The following is a 16637-nucleotide window of genomic DNA, read 5'->3' as shown; positions in this document are numbered from 1 at the left end:
GTTTAATAACTATCTATCTGCCAATCAAAAGCGCACAGGATGCGCCGAGGTACGAAGCGCATCCTGCGTCTATCAAGATAAATCAAACATTACAGACGAGACGATATGCCTCGTCCGCAAAAGCGCTATCCAATAACTTCCAAACCGCCCATATAAGGCCGCAACGCCTCAGGAATATGGATACGTCCTTCTGCATCCTGATAATTTTCCATGACCGCAATCAGGGTTCTGCCCGCCGCCAGACCTGAACCGTTCAGGGTATGCGCCAGCTCGGGTTTGCCGGTTTCCGGGTTGCGCCAACGCGCTTGCAGACGGCGCGCCTGGAAGTCTTTGAAGTTGCTGCATGATGATATTTCCCGATAGGTGTTTTGTCCCGGCAGCCAGACTTCCAGGTCATAGGTTTTGCTTGATGAAAAGCCGGTATCGCCTGCGCATAACAACATCCTGCGATAAGGCAGGTTGAGTTTTTTCAGCACGGCTTCCGCATGGCTGGTTAACTCTTCATGAGCACGGACTGAATCTTCTGGTGCAACGATTTGCACGATTTCGACTTTTTCGAATTGGTGCTGGCGGATCATGCCCCTTACGTCGCGGCCGTAGGCGCCGGCCTCGCTACGGAAACAGGGGCTGTGGCAGACGAATTTAAGCGGCAGGTCCTTTGCGTCGATAATCACGTCCCTGACGATGTTGGTGACCGGCACTTCGGCGGTCGGGATCAGGTATAAGGCAGGATCATCGCTGGCCTTGAACAGGTCGGCTTCAAACTTGGGCAGCTGGCCTGTGCCGCGCAAGCTGTCGGCATTGACCAGGAACGGCACGTAGGTTTCGCTGTAACCGTGTTCGGTAGTATGGGTGTCGAGCATCAGCTGGATGATGGCTCGTTGCAGGCGCGCCAGCGGCCCGTTTAATACGACGAACCTTGCGCTGGCGATTTTTGCGCCCAGCTCAAAATCCATGCCTATCTTCGCGCCTAAATCGACATGATCTTTTGGCTCGAAATCGAAGCTCGAGATCTCACCCCAGCGGCTGATTTCGAGATTGTCGTCCTCGCTCTTGCCGTTCGGCACGGATTCATCGAGGATGTTGGGGATGCCTTCCATCAGGGCGGTCATTTTCGCCTGAATATCGGACAATTCGGTTTCCGCGGCTTTCAGCTCGTCGCCCAAATGCTGAACCTGATCCAACAGCGGCTGCACGTCTTCGCCTTTGGCTTTGGCGATGCCGATGGCTTTCGAGCTGCTGTTGCGTTCATTTTGTAATTCCTGAGTTTTAACCTGGATGTCTTTGCGCCGGGCTTCCAACTCGGAGTAATACTCTGGGTTAAAATCGAATGAACGCCTGTTAAGCTGTTCCTTAACAAAATCAAGCTCGGTTCTGAATAAGCGGGGATCTAACATGATTGCGTAGTTACCTTTAATAAAATTGTGTAGTTGACTTCGCGCCGCTGGAGCGGCGCAGACTGCATTCCCACGCCGGAGCGTGGGAACGATAAAATATATATGAGGCCAAAGGCGAAAGGCAAAGGGCGAAAAAAACATGAGCCTTTCGCCCTTTGCCTTTCGCCTCTAAATCTGCCTGCCCACCAGCAAACCCATCCAAATCACCAAAACACAAATCAGGCCATTGCCGACAAACGTGCCCAGCATTAAATTCAAATTGGCGTCGAATGAATATCCATGCTCCACCAAATACAGCAGCAGATATAAGCCGGACAGGGTTAAAAAGACGCCCACCAAGACCACGGTCAATACGACGCGGTATTCCACGGCCAGCGCCACTTTCTGCAATAAAATAGTCGCGATGATGCCGATCAAAAACGCGCCTATCGCGTTAATGGTCATCAACGCATAAGGGATCATGCCGCCCGACCATTGGATAACGCCGCCCGCATAATAAAACAGCCCTCTGCCGCACAGCAAGCCGATCCAGATCGCCACTATGCAGGCCGTAACGCTGGTGAATATATTCAGCGCCGCTTTGGTTAAATTGCCCTGCTCTATCAGATAAAACGTTTCCAAGGAAAACGTGGAGAAAGTGGTAAACGCGCCGATAAAGCCAACCAAAATGGCTGCCCTGTATTCGAAGGTGATGGTGATGCGTTGCTGCATCAGCGATTCGGTCAGCAAGCCGAGCATAAACGAGCCGATCACGTTGACGACTAAGGTCCCATACGGAAAGCCGCGCCCCAGCCACTGGTAAATGCCCGATGACACCAGGAAGCGAATCACTGCTCCGAACGATCCGCCCAGCGCAACAGCAAGGATCTGGTTCATAAGTTAAAACCTGATGAAGTGCTCGCGGTAATAACGCAGCTCTTCAATCGACTCGATAATATCGTCCAAGGCCTGATGCGAGGACGCTTTTTGAAAACCGTCTTTTACCTGCGGCGCCCATCGGGCGGCCAGCTCTTTAACCGTTGAAACATCGATATTGCGGTAATGAAAATACGCTTCCAGCTTAGGCATGTAACGGTACAAAAAGCGTCTGTCCTGGCCGATGCTGTTGCCGCAGATCGGCGAGGTATTTTCCGGCACCCATTGCTTTAAAAATTCAAGCGTTTGCCGTTCCGCTTCCGCGGTATCGATAGTGGAGGCTTTGACCCGTTCGATTAAGCCGGATTGTCCGTGGTGCTGCTGGTTCCACTCGTCCATTTCCGCCAACGCCGCATCGGACTGATGCACAGCCAACACCGGACCTTGGGCCAGAATATTCAAATCTTTATCGGTAATAATCGTAGCAATCTCGATAATCAGATCGCTGTCAGGGTCCAGCCCGGTCATTTCGAGGTCTATCCAGATAAGATGCGATGGGTCCTGCGCCATTTGTCGATTCCATTGTATATAAGGGGGCGGTTAGTGTAGCATTGGCTAATCTGTACGTCTAACCTTAAACTTTGAAGAATCCGGCTCATGAACAGCTTTACCATCGTCTTTTTAATCGCGCTAACCCTTTCTTTTTCAGTCCAGTTTTGGCTGGCTAAGCGACACGCCAATTATGTTGCCAAACACCGATCAGCGGTGCCCGAAGCGTTCAAAAACACCGTCTCGCTGGAAGCCCATCAAAAAGCGGCCGACTACACGCTGGAAAAAAGCAAACTGGGCGATATAGACAGCCTCATCGGCGTTATCCTGCTGTTAGTGATGACTCTCGGCGGCGGGATTAATTTCGCTTTCGAGTTTTGGGCATCGATAATTTCCAGCCCGTTGATGGCGGGTTTGGTGGCTGTAGGCAGCGTGTTCCTGGTCATGACGCTGGTTGAAATCCCCAGCAGCGTCTACCAAACGTTTGTGATTGAGGAAAAATTCGGTTTTAACAAAAGCACCCCGCAGCAATTCATCAAGGACCAACTGCTGCAACTGGTTTTGATCGCCGCGATCGGCATGCCGTTGCTGGCTTTAATCCTGTGGGTCATGGACAGCATCGGCTCGCTGTGGTGGTTATGGGCCTGGGGCATCTTGATGGGCTTTGCGCTGTTGATGAGCTGGCTGTTCCCTACCGTGATCGCGCCGTTATTTAATAAATTCACCCCGATGGAAGAAGGCTCGTTAAAAGAGCGTATTCAGGGTTTGCTTGCCCGCTGCGGTTTCAGCAGCCAGGGCATCTTCATCATGGACGGCTCCAAGCGTTCAGGCCACGGCAACGCTTACTTTACCGGCCTCGGCAACAACAAACGTATCGTGTTTTTCGACACCTTGGTCAACTCGTTGGAGGATGAAGAGCTGGAAGCCATACTGGCTCACGAACTGGGACACTTCAAGTGCAAGCACACGATCAAGATGCTGGTTGCCAATGCCGTTATGACGCTGATCAGCTTTGCGATTTTAGGCTGGCTGATCGACCAGCCATGGTTTTACAACGGCCTGGGCGTACAGCAGCCGTCGCACGCCGCCGCATTATTATTGTTCATGTTGGTGTCATCGTCGTTTACCTTTTTTATGCAGCCGATCACCGCCTATTTTCAGCGCAAATTCGAATTTGAAGCCGATGATTTCGCGTCAAACAACGCCAAAGCCGAAAAACTGGTCAGCGCGCTGGTCAAGCTGTTTGAAGAAAACGCCAGCACCTTGACGCCGGACCCACTGTATTCCGCTTTCCATTACAGCCACCCGCCTGCGGCTATCCGTATCGCCAATTTAGAATCCAAAATACGTGTCTGAGTTAATCGAAGGACTGGTCATCTCCCATCTAGGCCAGGGCATTGCGGTTGAACACGGCGACAAAATCGTGCTTTGCCAAACCCTGCGGCGGCTTGAAACCGTCGCAGTCGGCGACCGGGTGTTATGGACGCAATCCTCGCCCGACCAAGGCCGCATAGAAGAAATCCAGCCCCGGCGTTCGCTGTTGATGCGCCCGTCCAGAAACGGCAAGACCCGCCCGGTTGCCGCCAATATCGATACCGTTTTTGTCGTCTTTGCGGTCGAGCCGTACTGCGATTTTTTGCTGATAGACCAATACTTGGCGATTTGCGAAAACCGCAATATCGACGCGGCTCTGGTGCTGAATAAAACCGATCTGGCACAATCGGCCGGTATTGAACAGGAACTGCTGGACTATACCAACCTAGGCTACGCGCTGTACCGGGTCAGCGCAGCGAAGAGTTCTGGCCTGGATGAATTGAAACGCGCCTTAAAAGATCAAGTCAGTATTCTAGCGGGGCAATCCGGCGTCGGTAAGTCATCGCTGACCAATGCGATTATTCCCGACAAGGAACTGAAAACCAACACCATCTCGGCAACCACCAAACACGGGCGGCACACCACCACCGCCGCAACGCTGTACCACATGGCCGAAGGCGGCGATTTAATCGACAGCCCCGGCGTCGCCATCTTCGGGCTGGCAGGCCTGACCGAACAACAACTGGCTTACGGCTACCGCGAATTCCAGCCGTTGATTGATAAATGCCAGTTCAAGGACTGCCGCCATCTGGTTGATAAAGGCTGCGCGGTGCGTGCGGCTGCGGAAAACAGGGATATTTCAATGACGCGGTATCAGCGATTTTTAAAACTCAGGGAAAAAATGCCGACATCGTATGCCTGATTGCGGATCGGTAACTTGTCTCAATCTCCTACAATAAAAACGATTATCGGTGGCTAAAGAAGTCATATCTGCTTATAATATATAGTTTTGTTAGTCTTTTCGGTAACCTTTTAAGTACAGATAAAGCCGTTTCTTATCTGGCCTGCATGAACAAACGAACTAATCAAACACGAGAACTATGGAACAACACAATCTTACCCTAGGCATCCCCGGCTTTAACTACTCCGATTTATACGATTCTGCGCGTCTAAAAGATTTGCTGGATGTATTTGATGCGTCGGTTGAACGCCATGATTCAGAGCTGCATAGCGAATTCAAGGCTTACCGCGAAAATCAGGGCGAAGGGTTGGCACCAGAGACTGTTTCCGATCTGCTGGTGCGGATGGGGCCTTATGTCGGTCAGTTTGTCGCCACACTTTTTAATGTTTCCGAGCAACACCAGGCTCAGGGCGCAAAAATCAAGGATGAAATCGATACCATTTTTACCTATAAGAATGAAATCGTCGATAAGCTCGCGTTCTTCTTTAAAGGCCAGGATGCCAGCGACTGGGCCATCCCCGACGTTCTGAACCGTTTTGACCTGCTGATTGAAGCGGGCTTTCCCGAGGCCAATCAGGATGAAGACGCCGAACATCGCGTTGCCCGCGTCGGCGCAGCTATCGGATTGCTGTACAGTCATTACAAGCTGGTTGCCAAAGGCAAAGACAGCGATTACGAAAATGCCGATTTGGTTGCAGAAGCGCTACGCGCCAAACTCTCCGCACATCAAGAAGCGGCAATCGAATTTAAAGACATCATCGGCCAGCAAGACTTGGCTGAATTTATCAACGGCCTGATGGACATCGTTCTGCGCTGGAGTTTTGTCGCCCAGCAGGATAACGACGTGGTAGCGAGCTGGCCGAGCTTCAAACTGCCTGGAAAACGCGATTTCGACCATCTGGTCGAGCATGAACTGGTCGATCGCGGCGAATTCAAGGCCTGGATGGGCGAGCAGGAACACCGCCGCCGCAGGGACGGTTTTAAACTGACCGATCCGCGTTATAACCAGCGCCAGGTACTGTCCGAAGTCAACCATTGCATTTACTGCCACGAGCGCGATACCGATTCCTGCTCCAAAGGCATGCGCAATAAAAAAACCAATACCTTCAAGGTCGATCCGCTGGGCGTGACCACCATCGGCTGCCCGCTGGACGAAAAAATCTCCGAAATGCACTTGGTCAAACGCCAAGGCGACAATATCGGCGCGCTGGCGATTATTGCGATCGACAACCCGATGTGCCCCGGCACCGGCCACCGTATCTGCAACGAATGCATGAAAGGCTGTATCTACCAAAAAACCGATCCGGTCGACATTCCGCAAATCGAAACCAGCGTACTGACCGACGTGTTGTTCATGCCCTACGGCTTTGAAATTTACAGCCTGCTGACCCACTGGAACCCGCTGAACGTCAAGCGTCCGTACATGCTGCCTTACAACGGCAAAAACGCGCTGGTGGTCGGCCTCGGCCCCGCCGGTTACACGATGAGCCATTATTTATTGAATGAAGGCTTCGGCGTCGCCGGTATCGACGGCCTGAAACTGGAGCCGCTGCCGGTGGAATTGACCGGCGACAGCAACAACCTGCCCGCGCCGATCGTGAACTTCCAAGACCTGTACGAAGATCTGGACAAACGCATCCTGGCCGGTTTCGGCGGCGTGGCCGAATACGGCATTACCGTGCGCTGGGACAAAAACTTCCTGAAAGTCATTTACCTGACCCTGCAACGGCGCGCGGCGTTCCGCTCTTACGGCGGCGTCCGTTTCGGCGGCACGATTACTATTGAAGATGCGTGGAAAATGGGCTTCGACCATATCTGTATCGCTTCGGGCGCAGGCCAACCCACTGTTATCGGCCTGAAAAACAATCTGATGCGCGGCATACGCAAAGCCTCGGATTTCCTGATGGCGCTGCAATTAACCGGCGCAGCCAAGAGTTCTTCGCTGGCAAACCTGCAGGTGCGTTTGCCTGCCGGCGTTATCGGCGGCGGCTTGACCGCGATGGACACCGCAACCGAATTGCTGGCCTATTATCCGGTACAGGTCGAAAAAATCCTGCATCGTTACGATACGCTGGTTGCCAGATATGGTGAGCAAGCCGTGCGCAGCCGTTATGACCAGGAAGAAACTATCATACTCGATGAATTCCTGGCGCACGGCAAAGCCATACACGCCGAACGCCAACGCGCCGAAGCGGCCGGTGACCTGCCCAATTTCCAACCACTGGTCGAAGCCTGGGGCGGCGTCACGCTGTTCTACCGCAAAGGCATAAGCGATGCACCCGCGTATCGGCAAAATCACGAAGAAATCGTCAAAGCCCTGGAAGAAGGCATCGCCTTGGCCGAAGGCATGAGCCCGCTCAGCGCAGAAGCCGACGAATTCGGACACCTGAACGCAGTCGAGTTTGAAAAACTGGTATTGGAAGACGGCCGCTGGAACAATTCCGGGCAGAATGTCACCGTGCCGTTGCGCAGCTTGTACGTTGCAGCAGGCACATCGCCGAACACCATTTATCAAAGCGAATATCCTGACACCTTTGTGATGGACAAATGGTTCTTCCAACGTTATCAACCTGAATGGAACAACGACTCAGTCGAATTGGTTCCGATGCACGATGAAGCATTGCCTAAGCTGGGCAAACCCGCGCCGCTGACATCTTACCAAAAAGACGGCAAATTTATCAGCTTCTACGGCGACAACCACCCGGTTTACGCGGGCAACGTGGTCAAGGCCATGGCCAGCGCCAAGAACGGCTACCCTTACGTGGTCAAGCTGTTTGAAAAAGAATTGGCCGGATTAAATCCCGTGCAACAGCCGGAACGCGATGCGGCGTTGAAAGCCTTATTCGCCCGGATGGACGAATCGCTTAAAGCCACTATCGTCGCCATTAACCGCCTGACGCCGACCATTGTCGAAGTCGTGGTCAAAGCGCCGATGGCTGCGGAAAAATTCCAACCCGGACAATTTTACCGCGTGCAAAACTACGAAGCTTTCGCGCCTGTCGTCGAAGGCACGGTGCTCGCCGCCGAAGGTCTGGCGCTGACCGGCGCGGAAGTCGACAAAGAAAAAGGCACGGTTTCGCTGATTGCACTGGAAATGGGCTCATCTTCTCGGCTGTGTGCCACCTGGAAAGTCGGCGATCCGCTGGTGCTGATGGGCGTGACCGGCACACCGACCGAAATCCCGACCGGCGAAACCGTATTGTTGCTCGGGGGCGGTTTGGGCAACGCGGTATTGTTCTCGATCGGCAAGGCGTTACGGGCGGCCGGCAATAAGGTCATTTATTTCGCCGGTTACAAATACGCGCAAGACCGCTTCAAGGTCGAGGACGTCGAAGCCGCCGCCGACATTATCATCTGGTCGGTCGATAGAGGCGAAGGCGTCACCGCGATTACCCCGACCCGTCCGCAGGACAAGACCTTTGTCGGCAATATCCTGGAATGCATGCTGGCTTACGCCCAAGGCGAATTAGGCGAACAGCCCATTTCGCTGGCCGATGTCGATCACCTGATCGTAATCGGCTCGGATCGCATGATGGCGGCAGTGAAAAGCGCCCGCTTTGATGTGCTGAAGCCCTATCTGAACAAAGCGCATCACGCGATCGGCTCGATCAACTCGCCGATGCAATGCATGATGAAAGGCATTTGCGCCCAGTGCTTGTGCAAACATGTCGATGCAGAAACCGGCAAGGAAGTGTTCGTATACTCCTGCTACAATCAGGACCAGGATTTGGACAAGGTCGATTTCCCGCATTTGAATGCCAGGTTGCGGCAAAATACCGTGCAGGAAAAATTGTCTAATCTTTGGCTGGATTATTTGCTGGAAAAACAGTAACTATTAAAGCCAATATCAATGCTCTACAAGAGCAAATATTGGCTTAACAGTTGCATAACAAAAATTTATAGGTATAATAGCCAGCTCGAAGTTGCATTAACTTCAGGCGCGTAGCTCAGTTGGTTAGAGCACCACCTTGACATGGTGGGGGTCGGTGGTTCGAGTCCACTCGTGCCTACCAAACATTAAAGCACTGCACCGCAGTGCTTTTTTTATTGTAGACACTAAAACACAAATACAATATGCCGGTAATTACCCTTCCCGATGGCTCCAAGCGAGAATACGACCACGCTGTAACAGTGATGGACGTTGCGCTGTCTATCGGCTCGGGCTTAGCCAAAGCAACTTTGGCGGGCAAGGTTAACGGTGATCTGGTAGACGCCAGCACCTTGATCGATCAGGATGCAACGCTGCAACTAATTACTGCAAAGGACGAAGACGGCATTGATGTCATTCGTCATTCAACTGCACATCTTTTGGCTCAGGCCGTCAAACAGTTATTTCCTTCCGCACAAGTGACCATCGGGCCGGTTATCGAAAACGGCTTTTTCTACGATTTTTCCTATGAAAGACCTTTTACGCCGGAAGACCTGAGCGCCATTGAAAAAAAAATGGAACAGCTGGCTAGCGAGGATTATCCAATCCATCGCTCAGTGCTGTCGCGGGATGAGGCAGTCAAATTTTTCAAGGACCTGGGCGAGGCGTATAAAGCCGAGATTATCGAATCCATCCCTGTCAACGAAGACTTGTCTTTATATCAGCAAGGCGGCTTTACCGACCTGTGCCGCGGCCCTCACGTACCCAGCACCGGCAAGCTGAAAGTCTTTAAGCTAATGAAAATTGCCGGTGCCTATTGGCGAGGCAACTCCGACAACGAAATGCTGCAACGCATTTACGGCACGGCATGGGGCGACAAAAAAGACTTGCAGGCCTACCTGCATCGCCTGGAAGAAGCGGAAAAACGCGATCACCGCAAACTGGCGAAAACTCTGGATTTATTCCATTCTCAGGAAGAAGCTCCCGGCATGGTGTTCTGGCATGAAAAAGGCTGGGTCATCTATCAACAAGTTGAGCAATACATCCGTGAAAAACTGCGGGTAAACGGATACGGCGAAGTCAGGACGCCGCAGGTCGTGGATCGCTCCCTCTGGGAGAAATCCGGGCACTGGGAAAAATTCGGCGACATGATTTTCACCACGCATTCCGAAAATCGTGATTACGCGATCAAACCGATGAACTGCCCTTGCCACGTACAGATCTATAATCAGGGCCTGAAAAGCTACCGCGATTTACCTATCCGCTTGGCGGAATTCGGCTCCTGTCACCGTAACGAACCTTCCGGCACCCTGCACGGTTTGATGCGGGTCAGGAACTTTGTCCAGGACGACGCGCATATCTTCTGCACCGAAGGCCAGATTCAGAGTGAGGTCTCGACCTTTATCGACATGCTGTTCGATGTTTACAAAGATTTCGGTTTTGAAGAAGTTATCATTAAATTGTCCACCCGCCCCGAAAACAGGGTCGGTGACGATTCGGTCTGGGACAAGGCGGAAAACGCCCTGGAGCTGGCGCTTAACACCAAAGGCTTGAAATGGGATTTGCAGCCGGGCGAAGGCGCTTTCTACGGCCCTAAAATCGAATTCTCATTAAAAGACTGTATCGGACGAGTCTGGCAATGCGGCACCATTCAGGTGGATTTTTCGATGCCGGGCCGACTCGATGCCACCTATATCGCCGAAGACGGATCAAGGCAAGTGCCGGTTATGTTGCACAGGGCGATACTCGGCTCGCTGGAACGCTTTATCGGCATCTTGATCGAGCAACATGCCGGAACCTTCCCGTTATGGCTGTCTCCAGTACAGGTAGTGGTACTTAATATTACCGACAAACATGCCGAATATGCGTCGAAAGTCATGCTAGACCTTGAAAAACAAGGCATTCGGGCAAAAATTGACTTGAGAAATGAGAAGATCGGGTTTAAAATCCGCGAGCACTCTATGCAGCGCGTACCGTATCTTGTCATCATCGGTGACAAAGAATTAGAACAACAAAGCATTACAGTACGCACGCAAAAAGGTGATGACTTAGGTAGCCTGTCAGTCCATGAATTTACCGAACGGTTGAAACAAGAGATTGCAGGCCGACAATGAATATTTTTGGAGGATTAGGATATCGCTGCTAAAAAAGATGAAACGCGCCTGAATGACCAGATAACCGCCAGACGAGTGCGGGTAACGGGTCCTGATGGTGAAGCGTTAGGTATTATCTCGTTAGATGAAGCCAAACAGATTGCGTATGCCGCAGACCTGGATTTAGTGGAAATATCGCCGAATGCGGATCCTCCGGTTTGCAAAGTGATGAACTACGGCAAATACCAGTTTGAGTTAAACAAAAAGCTGGCCATTGCCAAAAAGAAACAAAAGCAGGTTCAGGTCAAGGAAATTAAATTCAGACCCGGAACCGATGAAGGGGATTACCAAGTTAAATTGAAAAGTTTAACCAAGTTCCTTAACGAAGGCGATAAGACCAAAATTACCTTGCGTTATCGCGGACGCGAAATGGCTCACCGGGAAATCGGCGTTGATCTGTTGAAGCGGATAGAAAAGGATTTAGAAGAACTCGCAATCGTCGAGCAGTTTCCTAAAATGGAAGGCCGCCAAATGGTTATGGTTATGGCCCCGAAAAAGAAAAAATAACTGCGCAAACGATTACAACGAAACTCGTAGAGGCTTTGCCTTGCAAAGTCTCTACAGAGCAGCACAGGATGAGCTGCTAGGCATCATATACTAATGCCGGTAATTCTTCAGGGCCATGCATTTTGCCTTGCTGGGTTACAACTCAGGGATTTATTTTAATTAATTGGAGCAAACAAATGCCAAAGATCAAAACTAACCGTGGAGCTGCCAAGCGTTTCAGACGCACAGGCAACGGCGGTTTTAAATGTGGACAGTCCCACAGACGTCATATTCTGACTAAAAAATCGACTAAAAGAAAAAGACAGTTACGCTCGCCGGCAACTATTCACCCGTCAGATGTGCGCATGGCCGCACGCATGATGCCGTACAGTTAATCAAGGAGTAGATAATGCCTAGAGTTAAACGCGGCGTAACAGCCAGAGCAAGACATAAAAAAGTATTAAAGCAAGCGAAAGGTTACTACGGCGCACGAAGCCGGGTTTATCGCGTTGCCAAGCAAGCGGTCATCAAAGCAGGCCAGTATGCATACCGCGACCGTAAACAGAAAAAACGCCAATTCCGCGCTTTATGGATCGTCCGTATCAATGCGGCGGCCCGTCTGAGCGGAATGTCCTACAGCCGCTTCATCAATGGCTTGACTAAAGCCAACGTGAAGATAGACCGTAAAGTTCTGGCCGATATTGCAGTTCGCGACATTAACGCTTTTGCGGAAATTGCGAAAATTGCGAAGGAACATCAAAGTAAACCTTAAGGAACAATCAGGATTTTTAGTTAACTGAAATTCTGTTATTCCCCCCTCCCTTTCTGTGGAGGGGCGGGATTAAGGTTTTAACCCTTTCCCGATAGATAAAAATTCCCCCCACCTTAATACAACAGCGAGCTAAACCGTGTCCGCTACCCTAGAAGAAATTCTCGCGCAGGCATTACAACAGCTTCGCGACGCACAAGACCTTAACCAACTCGACCTGGTTCGTGTCCAGTATCTCGGCAAAAAGGGTTTATTTACCCTCCAGATGAAAGAACTCGGCGCACTCGATCCTGAGCAAAGACGCGCCGCCGGTCAAGTCATCAACCAAGCCAAAGATCAATTTCAAGAGCAACTGGAAGCCAAAAAAGACCTGCTGCAAAATGCCGCATTAGAAGCCAGGCTGGCCAGCGAAAGCATCGACGTTACCCAGCCGGGCCGAGGTCAAACTGTTGCAGGCTTGCATCCGGTGACAACTACATTACGGCGCATCTCCAAGATTTTTGCCGGCGTCGGCTTTCAGGTCGTTGAAGGACCTGAAATCGAAGACGATTATCATAATTTCGAGGCATTGAATATTCCAGCCCATCACCCGGCCAGGGCGATGCATGACACCTTTTATTTCGATGCCCACACCGTATTAAGAACCCACACTTCGCCGGTACAAATCCGGGTCATGGAATCGGAACAGCCGCCACTGAAAGTGATTGCGCCGGGCCGCGTGTATCGCTGCGATTCGGACATTACTCACACGCCGATGTTCCATCAGGTCGAAGGCTTTCTGGTCGATACCGACGTCAGCTTTGCCGACTTAAAAGGCGTGGTTTACGAATTCCTGCGCGCCTTCTTTGAAAAAGACATTCAAGTGCGCTTTAGACCGTCCTATTTCCCGTTTACCGAACCATCCGCGGAAGTCGATATTGAATGTGTGATGTGCGGCGGTCAAGGCTGCCGGGTATGCAGTCACACAGGCTGGCTTGAGGTGATGGGTTGCGGCATGATCCATCCCGAAGTTTTCAAAGCGGTAAATATCGACAGCGAGACTTATAGCGGGTTTGCATTCGGCATGGGCGTGGAGCGCCTCGCGATGTTGCGTTACGGCATTAACGATTTGAGACTGTTTTTTGAAAACGATCTTAAATTTCTGGAACAATTTAAATAAGTCGTCGTTACACGGGAAAACTTGAGTCATGCAAATTAGTGAAGCCTGGTTAAGAGAGTATGTCAATCCAGCAATAACAACAGAGCAACTGGTTGAGCAATTGACCATGGCTGGCCTTGAGGTCGATTCGGTAACGCCTGCGGCAGCGGTATTCAGCGGCGTAGTCGTCGGCGAAGTTCTCGCGATGGAGCAACATCCCGATGCCGACCGCCTGAGAGTTTGCCAAGTCGCGGTAGGCGAAGCGGAACCGCTGCAAATCGTCTGCGGCGCCAGCAATGTTCGGGTCGGTTTGAGAATCCCTGCGGCATTGATCGGTGCGGTATTGCCGGGCGATTTTAAAATCAAAAAATCCAAGCTTCGCGGCGTAGAATCCTATGGCATGTTGTGCTCTGAAAAAGAGTTAGGTCTAGCCGCCGATGCCAACGGTTTAATGGAATTGGCCGCCGATGCCCCGGTAGGCGTCGATATACGCGACTACCTATCGCTGAACGACAACATCATCGAAGTCGACTTGACCCCCAACCGGGCTGATTGCTTGAGTGTTGAAGGCATAGCGCGCGAAGTGGCGGTACTGAACAAAATGGACTGGTCGGCCACGCAAGTTGAAAAATCCGCAATCACTCACACCGACACGCTAACAGTCTCCGTCAAAGCGACAGACGCTTGTCCGCGCTATTTGGGCCGATTGATTAAAGGCGTAAACCCTAAAGCCGAAACCCCGTTATGGATGCAGGAACGCCTGCGCCGCTCTGGCGTAAGAAGCTTGAGCGCAGTGGTCGATGTCACCAATTACGTGTTGATCGAATTAGGCCAACCCCTGCACGCCTTCGATGCCGCCAAATTATCCGGCGGCATAAATGTGCGCTATGCCCAAACCGATGAAAATGTCGCCCTGTTAAACGGCCAGACCATTAAGCTGGACAACGAAACCCTGGTTATCGCCGACGACAAACAAGCCTTGGCCTTGGCCGGCGTAATGGGCGGCAGCGAATCCGCAGTTAGCGACGAAACCCAGGATGTGTTTCTGGAATGCGCGTTTTTCACCCCACGAAGCATCGCCGGTAAAGCGCGTAACTACGGACTGCATACCGACTCATCGCACCGTTTCGAACGCGGCGTTGACCCAACTTTGCAGGAACGCGCCATAGAACGTGCGACCCAATTAATTGTCAGTATTGCTGGCGGCAGCGTCGGCGCAATTACCGACGTGACAACAGCATCAACCCTGCCGCAACGCCCAGCCGTATTGCTCAGAAAGCAGCGACTGGAAAAAACCTTGGGTATTGCCTTGGCCGACGAGCAAGTCGTCGATATTTTTCAACGCCTGGGAATGTCCGTGCAAACACAGCCGGATAGCTGGTCTGTGACGCCACCGGGATGCCGTTTCGACATCGCTATTGAAGCCGATTTGATCGAGGAAATTGCCCGCATTATCGGCTATAACAACCTGCCGAACAGCAGCCTGCTGATGCGCTCCGAACTTGGCAAAGCCACAGAAGGCTTGATGGACCTGGATCGCGCTAAAGATTTGCTGGTTGACCGTGGCTATCAGGAAGCGATTACCTACAGCTTTGTCGATGAAGAAATACAACAAGCCATCGCCCCTGACGATGACGTGGTCCGGTTAAAAAACCCGATTTCCTCTGACTTGTCGGTCATGCGCACTACTCTTTGGTGCGGTTTGTTAAAGGCCGCCCTGCACAACACCAATCGCCAGCAAAACCGGGTGCGTTTTTTTGAAACCGGCCTGCGCTTTGTTAATAAGGACGGCGCCACACAACAGCAAAAAATGCTGTCCAGCTTGACCTTGGGCAGCGCTTATACAGAACAATGGGGGGTCGCAACCCGAAAAGTCGATTTTTTCGACGTTAAAGCCGATGTTCAAGCCCTGTTTTCATTGACCGGCGCAGATGTACAATTTGTCCCGGCCAAACACCCCGCATTGCATCCAGGACAAACGGCTGAAATATTATCCCCACAAGGTGACAAAATCGGCTGGCTGGGCATGCTGCATCCAACTCTGGAAAAACAACTGGGATTTGATACCCAGGTTTTCCTGTTTGAACTGGATCAGAATCTGCTGCTGAACAAACAAATCCCGAAGTTCAAGCCGCTGTCAAAATATCCTTCTGTACGTCGCGACATAGCCTTGATTGTTAAGGAAGAAATTGCCGTCAGCGAAATAATAGACTGCATTAAAGGCTGCGCTGAACAGACCTTGCAAGACGTAGTTGTCTTTGATATTTATCGTGGAAAAGGCGTCGAAGAAGGCAGTAAAAGCGTCGCTTTGAGTTTAATCATACAAGATTTTTCACAAACCCTAACAGATTCTGAAATAGATGCTATATTTAGCAGACTGTTAGAAACATTGACCACAAAAATAAGTGCAAAGCTGAGGGATTGATAATGGCATTAACTAAAGCTGATTTTGCCGAAAGGCTGTTTGACGAGCTTGGCTTAAACAAGCGCGAAGCTAAAGATATGGTCGAAATGTTTTTTGAGGAAATCAAAGGCTCTCTGGAACACGGCGAGCAAGTAAAAATTTCCGGTTTTGGAAAATTCGAACTGCGCGACAAAAGCAGCCGTCCCGGCAGAAATCCAAAAACAGGCGAAGAAATTCCCATAACCGCCCGCCGGGTGGTCACATTCAGATCAGGTCAAAAACTAAAAGCCAGAGTGGAAGCGTATGCTGGAGCCGAGTAATAATAATGAGCTGCCGGTCATACCGGCAAAACGCTATTTCACCATCGGTGAAGTCAGTGAATTATGCGGCGTAAAGCCCCATGTGCTTCGCTACTGGGAACAAGAGTTCACCGAGCTTAGCCCGGTAAAAAGACGCGGCAACCGTCGTTATTACCAGCGCCACGACGTGCTGATGATACGGCAAATAAGATCCCTGCTGTATGAGCAAGGCTACACCATCGGCGGCGCCAGAGCTCATTTAGGCAGCGACGACGCCAAAGAAGATTCAACCCGCACCAAGCAGTTGATTCATCAAATGGTTAGCGAATTGGAAGAAATTCTGGAGCTGCTCAAGTAGATTTTTCCCATTCAATGCCGCAAATGTAGTACAATCTGCGGCATTGAATTATTGGGGATTGTGTTCACAATCCTTTCAGCTTTAAA

Annotated in this window: 14 protein-coding genes and 1 tRNA gene; 12 read left to right on the top strand and 3 right to left on the bottom strand. The window is 51.2% G+C overall.

From position 1 onward, the window contains the following. Positions 1-125: 125 nt before the first annotated feature. The 3 genes from serS to orn form a co-directional block, all read right to left on the bottom strand. Positions 126-1397, bottom strand: a complete 1272-nt coding sequence (gene serS, locus V3O24_RS12960; RefSeq protein ID WP_331307545.1) for a serine--tRNA ligase — start codon at positions 1395-1397, stop codon at positions 126-128. 168 nt (positions 1398-1565) lie between these two features. Then, a complete protein-coding gene (gene crcB, locus V3O24_RS12955) occupies positions 1566-2273 on the bottom strand; it encodes a fluoride efflux transporter CrcB (RefSeq protein WP_331307544.1) in 708 nt (235 codons plus the stop codon). A gap of 3 nt (positions 2274-2276) precedes the next feature. Next, the gene (orn, locus tag V3O24_RS12950) at positions 2277-2822 is read right to left on the bottom strand and encodes an oligoribonuclease (protein ID WP_331307543.1); all 546 of its coding nucleotides are present in this window, start codon (positions 2820-2822) and stop codon (positions 2277-2279) included. Between the two features lie 87 nt (positions 2823-2909). Here orn and V3O24_RS12945 point away from each other — a divergent pair, with 87 nt between their 5' ends. From V3O24_RS12945 to V3O24_RS12890, 12 genes are all read left to right on the top strand, one after another. Continuing rightward, positions 2910-4157 carry a M48 family metallopeptidase gene (locus V3O24_RS12945; protein ID WP_331307542.1) on the top strand — a complete coding sequence of 416 codons (1248 nt, stop codon included), beginning with the start codon at positions 2910-2912 and terminating at the stop codon, positions 4155-4157. After that, on the top strand, positions 4150-5037 hold the full coding sequence (gene rsgA, locus V3O24_RS12940; RefSeq protein ID WP_104424106.1) for a ribosome small subunit-dependent GTPase A: 888 nt from the start codon (positions 4150-4152) through the stop codon (positions 5035-5037). The genes V3O24_RS12945 and rsgA overlap by 8 nt, the downstream gene beginning before the upstream one ends. 178 nt (positions 5038-5215) lie before the next feature. Then, positions 5216-8908: an FAD-dependent oxidoreductase gene (locus V3O24_RS12935; protein WP_331307541.1), complete on the top strand. Its 3693-nt coding sequence runs from the start codon at positions 5216-5218 to the stop codon at positions 8906-8908. A gap of 104 nt (positions 8909-9012) precedes the next feature. Continuing rightward, positions 9013-9089: transfer RNA gene (locus V3O24_RS12930), tRNA-Val, on the top strand. Between the two features lie 61 nt (positions 9090-9150). Further along, positions 9151-11058 carry a threonine--tRNA ligase gene (gene thrS / locus V3O24_RS12925; RefSeq protein ID WP_331307540.1) on the top strand — a complete coding sequence of 636 codons (1908 nt, stop codon included), beginning with the start codon at positions 9151-9153 and terminating at the stop codon, positions 11056-11058. A gap of 21 nt (positions 11059-11079) precedes the next feature. Further along, positions 11080-11604, top strand: coding sequence for a translation initiation factor IF-3 (gene infC / locus V3O24_RS12920; protein ID WP_104424103.1), 525 nt, complete (start codon positions 11080-11082; stop codon positions 11602-11604). 176 nt (positions 11605-11780) lie between these two features. Next, positions 11781-11978: a 50S ribosomal protein L35 gene (gene rpmI, locus V3O24_RS12915; protein ID WP_006892999.1), complete on the top strand. Its 198-nt coding sequence runs from the start codon at positions 11781-11783 to the stop codon at positions 11976-11978. A gap of 14 nt (positions 11979-11992) precedes the next feature. Next, a complete protein-coding gene (gene rplT, locus V3O24_RS12910; protein WP_104424102.1) occupies positions 11993-12355 on the top strand; it encodes a 50S ribosomal protein L20 in 363 nt (120 codons plus the stop codon). A gap of 136 nt (positions 12356-12491) precedes the next feature. Further along, entirely contained in the window at positions 12492-13511 is a 1020-nt protein-coding gene (gene pheS / locus V3O24_RS12905) for a phenylalanine--tRNA ligase subunit alpha (protein ID WP_331307539.1), read from the top strand. Positions 13512-13539: 28 nt separating this feature from the next. After that, entirely contained in the window at positions 13540-15915 is a 2376-nt protein-coding gene (pheT, locus tag V3O24_RS12900) for a phenylalanine--tRNA ligase subunit beta (protein ID WP_331307538.1), read from the top strand. Then, positions 15915-16214, top strand: a complete 300-nt coding sequence (ihfA, locus tag V3O24_RS12895) for an integration host factor subunit alpha (protein WP_219820839.1) — start codon at positions 15915-15917, stop codon at positions 16212-16214. The genes pheT and ihfA overlap by 1 nt, the downstream gene beginning before the upstream one ends. Further along, the gene (locus V3O24_RS12890) at positions 16198-16551 is read left to right on the top strand and encodes a MerR family transcriptional regulator (RefSeq protein WP_104424099.1); all 354 of its coding nucleotides are present in this window, start codon (positions 16198-16200) and stop codon (positions 16549-16551) included. Before ihfA ends, V3O24_RS12890 begins: the two co-directional genes overlap by 17 nt. Positions 16552-16637: the final 86 nt, after the last annotated feature.

Origin of the sequence: Methylobacter sp. Wu8 (assembly GCF_036440755.1) — a bacterium.
Classification (GTDB): domain Bacteria; phylum Pseudomonadota; class Gammaproteobacteria; order Methylococcales; family Methylomonadaceae; genus Methylobacter_A; species Methylobacter_A tundripaludum_A.
The sequence above is the reverse complement of the archived record's forward strand: the minus strand, read 5'-3'. Positions and strand labels throughout refer to the sequence as shown.